Origin of the sequence: Devosia sp. (genome assembly GCF_017307565.1) — a bacterium.
Lineage (GTDB): Bacteria > Pseudomonadota > Alphaproteobacteria > Rhizobiales > Devosiaceae > Devosia.
Map to the genome: position 1 here is coordinate 1 of NZ_JAFKHD010000065.1, position 4275 is coordinate 4275.

Genomic DNA, 4275 nt, shown 5'->3' on the forward strand with positions numbered 1-4275 from the left:
CTAAAACGACTTTTGAAAGAGCCTTTCCCAACCCCCACACCGCCATGTCCATGACCAGAAGACCCGTCATCGGGGTCATTTCCTGCAATCGAATTGTCGAGGGCGAGAACGCCTATACCGTCAAGACGCGCTACGTCGACGCGGTCGCCAAATATGCCGATGCCGTGCCCCTGATCTGCCCCAGCATCGATCAGATCGACAATGCCGATACGATCCTCGAACGCCTCGATGCGATCCTGCTGACCGGCAGCAATTCCAATATCGAGCCCTTCCGCTACGGCGCCGACACTGGCCGTGCGCCATTCGACCCGGCCCGGGACGCAATGTCCGACGCGCTGATCAAGGCCGCCGTTGCGGCGGGCAAGCCGGTCTTTGGCATCTGCCGGGGCCTGCAGGAGATCAACGTGGCCCTTGGCGGAACGCTGACCGACCAGCGCGACGCCGAACCGCCCGACCTCGCGCACCATGCTCCCGACGGCGTCTCGATCGATGACATGTTTGGTTATGGGCACACGGCAACCCCCGTTCCGGGAACGCCACTGTCGCGGATCGTCGGCGACAAGCCGGTCGCCATCAACAGCGTCCACTTCCAGACCATCGGTCAATTGGGCGAGGGTCTTGTGATCAATGCCCGTGCCCCCGACGGCGTTGTGGAGGCAATTTCCTCACCCTCCGGCGCATCCCCAATCCTCGCAGTCCAGTGGCACCCGGAATGGCGCCCGGAGACGCGACCACACGACCTTGCCTTCTGGCGGGAAGTCGGAGAAATCGCGCGGGCTTACGCAAAGCGATAAAAATCCATTATCGCGTGAATTTTGATTTGGAATTGGACAGGGGTGCGTGAAGGCCTTTGATTACGGGACCAAACTAACTAATGGCCATCCATGTCTGACAAGAAATTCTATCTCAAATTCGTTGATGCCAACGTTCAGGGTATCATCACGCTTTATTGGGACAACGCGCCCAAGACTTGCGAAGCACTGTGGAATGCGCTTGAGACGCCGATCCAGTGGAAGGCCACCCACGCCATGTTCTCGGGTCCCGAGATCATGATGGGCCTGCCCGAGTCGCACCGCAATTTCGACCCGACCGCCCTGCCGCCGGAAAACCAGACGATCATTCCCGAAGTCGGCGAGCTGCTCTGGTACTACCAGCCGAAGAACTTCTTCAAGATCGACCCGACCGAGTTCTGGGAGATCGGCATGTTCTACGGCGTCGGCGGCCGCACCTTCGGCCCCACTGGTTGGATCCCCTGCACCTATTTCGGCAAGATGACCGAAAACCTGGACGCAGTGGCCGAACAGTGCCGCCTGATCCGTATCGAAGGCGCCAAGACCGTCGAGCTCGGCCGCCTCTAGGGAACGTTGGCCGGGCGCACCCGCCCGGCCTCACATCATCAGCAAGGGAGACTCAAATGAAGCTGACTTTCGGCACTGCTGTCCTGGGCATTTCTGCCCTTCTCGGCTCCACCGCCTTCGCGCAAGACAACGCGCTCACCATCAACTCCTTCGGCGGCGCCTACGAAGCGGCCCACCGCACCTGCGTCATCGGCCCGTTCGAAGCCGCAACCGGCGCCAAGGTCAATGTCGTCACCGCCTATTCGGCTGACGCCTTTGCACAGCTGCGCGCGCAGAAAGATGCGCCGCAGTTTGACGTGATCCACTTCTCTGGTGGCCAGGAAATCGTCGGCGCAGCTGAGGGGCTGCTCGCCCCGATCGATCCGGCAAGCCTGACCAATGCCGCTGACCTCTACGACTTCGCCAAGGCAAATCTGGCCAAGGGCCAAGGCCCGGCCTATTCGATCGCGGCTATCGGCCTCGTCTACAACACCGAAGCCGTCACCACGCCGCCGTCCAAGTGGACCGATCTGCTCAACCCCGAATATAGCGAGCATCTGGTGCTCACCGATATTTCGAACGGTTATGGCATGCTCAGCTTCCTGATGCTCAATCAGGTTGAAGGCGGCGATCTCACCAATATCCAGCCAGGCCTCGACGCCGTGGGCAAGCTGCTCGATGCCGGCGCTATCGTCGTGTCGACCTCGCCGGAAATCCAGCAGGAGTTCGCCCAGAACGACGCCTGGATCGCGCCCTACGCTTCCGACTACGCCTTCACGCTGCGCAATGCCGGCCTCCCCTCGGGCTTCGCCCAGGGTTCGGAAGGCACTCCCGCCAGCTTCATCACTGCGAACCTCGTTGCCGGTCGTCCCAACACCGACCTCGCACTGAAGTTCATCGACATGTCGATCTCGCCCGAAGCCCAGAAGTGCTTCGCCGAGGCGCTGCGCTACTCGCCCACTAATGCCAAGACCGAGCTCAGCCCGGAAGTTGCAGCAGACGTGGCCTACGGCGAAGCCGGCGTGGCTGGCCTGATCCGGTTCGACCCGGCCGCCATCGAAGCCAACCGTACGGCATGGGTTGAAGCCTGGAACAAGGCAATCGCCCGCTAAACGAAAGGTGTTCGGGCCTCCGAAGCGTCCGCTGCTACTCCCTCGGGCAGCAGACTGGATCGGAGGCCCGGACGCCACACTTCCGGCCTGCCATCTCTTCGTGGCACCGCTCCGGCGCCCCCCTTTGGGGTGCCCAGCGATGGAACTGACGATAGTCTCGACGAGACATCCGGATATCGTGGCTCGACATGCTCGCCACGAGGCCTACAGATAGACCGAACACTCGGCACCATGATCGAGTGCCCCATATAAGAGCGCAACGAATGAACGACCGCACAGAGAACCTGCTGCTGGCCCTGCCTGGCCTTCTGTTGCTTGGGCTGGCGTTTTTCCTGCCCATCGCCCAGATGCTGCTGCTCAGCATTTCAGGCGAGAACGGCCCCACACTGGACCACTTTGTGCGGTTCCTGACCGATCCATTCTATCTGGGCATCCTCTGGCGCACCGTGCGGCTGTCACTGCTGATCACGGCCATCTGCGCCGCCATCGGCTTTCCGCTCGCCTACATCATGACCAAGGTCGGCCCCAAGGCTCGCCTCTGGCTGGTCGTCATGGTCATTCTGCCGCTCATGACCAGCGTCGTCGTCCGTACATTCGGTTGGATGGTACTGCTGAGCCGTAGCGGCCTGATCCCTGAAATCCTCCGCGACATGGGCCTTGTCGGGCGCACCTTTGCCTTGATGCAGACCGAAGCAGCGATCGTCATCGGCATGGTGCAGGTTCTGCTGCCCTTCATGACGCTTTCGATCCTCGGCGTTCTCACCCGCATCGATGGCCGCCTCGAAGAAGCCGCTCGCACCATGGGCTGCTCCTTCCTCCAGACCATCCGCACCGTCGTGCTGCCGCTGGCTCTGCCCGGTATCGTCGCCGGCTCGCTCCTCTGCTTCACGCTCTCGGCAAGCTCGTTCGTCACCCCCAACCTCCTGGGCGGCACGCGCATTCAGGTTCTCGCCGCCTCTATCTACAAGTCGGTCACCGCAACGCCGGACTGGCCCTTCGCAGCGGCCCAGGCCGTCATTCTCTTCGTCGGTATTCTCCTGGTGCTGGCGCCCTACATCAAGCTGACGGGGACCAAGAATGGTTAAGGCCGTACCTGCCTGGCTGCGCATCGCCGGCGTCGTTTTCATCGCACTGACCGGCCTGATTCTGCTCGCACCGCTGATCGTGGTCGTCGGGGTCTCCGTCTCCGAAAGCCAGTTCATTGCCTTCCCGCCCAATGGGTTGAGCCTGCGTTGGTATCAGCAGGTCCTCTCGTCCAACGCCTATCTCGGCGCGGGCTGGATCAGCATTCAGATCGCCGTCATGGTCACCCTGTTTGCCACCGTCATTGGCGGGGGTGCGGCCGTCGCTATCCATCGCCGGCAACTGCCGTTTTCGGACCTGCTGGCGACCCTCTTCCTCTCGCCGCTGGTGCTGCCCACCATCATCTATGCTATCGGCATGCTGATGTTCTGGAGCGCCGCCTTCGGACCGGTTTCTCCGTTCGCCCTAGCCATCAGCCACACGGTCATCGCCCTACCTTATGTAGTGCGCACCACACTGGCCGTGCTCGCAGAGTCCGATCCCCATCTCGAGGAAGCCGCCCGCACCATGGGAGCCAATCGTATGCAGCGCCTGTGGTTCGTCGTCGTGCCGCAATGTGTTCCTGGCCTCGCCGCTGGCGCGTTCTTTGCCTTCAACATCTCGTTCGACGAGGCGGTCCTCTCCCTCTTCCTGCGCGGTCCTACCGTCACCACGCTGCCGGTGCAGATCTACGGCCAGCTTGAGTTCTCGCCCGATCCGTCCGTGGTCGCTGTTTCCACCATCATGATTGCCCTGACCATCGT

The 4275-nt window shown here is 61.9% G+C and carries 5 protein-coding genes; all 5 read left to right on the forward strand.

Going from position 1 to position 4275, the window contains the following annotated elements; genetic code table 11:
- A partial coding sequence (locus J0I64_RS01285) for a gamma-glutamyl-gamma-aminobutyrate hydrolase family protein (RefSeq protein ID WP_291405643.1) occupies window positions 1–794 on the forward strand: 794 nt, incomplete at its 5' end.
- A gap of 90 nt (window positions 795–884) precedes the next feature.
- Window positions 885–1358 (forward strand): DUF3830 family protein, encoded by a 474-nt coding sequence (locus J0I64_RS01290; protein ID WP_291405645.1) that lies wholly within the window; start codon window positions 885–887, stop codon window positions 1356–1358.
- A 56-nt stretch (window positions 1359–1414) separates the two neighbouring features.
- Entirely contained in the window at window positions 1415–2449 is a 1035-nt protein-coding gene (locus J0I64_RS01295; RefSeq protein WP_291405647.1) for an ABC transporter substrate-binding protein, read from the forward strand.
- A gap of 263 nt (window positions 2450–2712) precedes the next feature.
- Window positions 2713–3534, forward strand: coding sequence for an ABC transporter permease (locus tag J0I64_RS01300; RefSeq protein ID WP_291405649.1), 822 nt, complete (start codon window positions 2713–2715; stop codon window positions 3532–3534).
- Window positions 3527–4275, forward strand: a 749-nt coding sequence (locus J0I64_RS01305) for an ABC transporter permease (RefSeq protein WP_291405651.1), incomplete at its 3' end; no start/stop codon positions are given. The genes J0I64_RS01300 and J0I64_RS01305, both read left to right, overlap by 8 nt.

Excerpts from the sequence above, each read along its gene's own strand:
- J0I64_RS01290 (WP_291405645.1), top strand. The coding sequence starts at position 885 with ATGTCTGACAAGAAATTCTATCTCAAATTCGTTGATGCCAACGTTCAG.
- J0I64_RS01295 (WP_291405647.1), top strand. The coding sequence starts at position 1,415 with ATGAAGCTGACTTTCGGCACTGCTGTCCTGGGCATTTCTGCCCTTCTC.
- J0I64_RS01300 (WP_291405649.1), top strand. The coding sequence starts at position 2,713 with ATGAACGACCGCACAGAGAACCTGCTGCTGGCCCTGCCTGGCCTTCTG.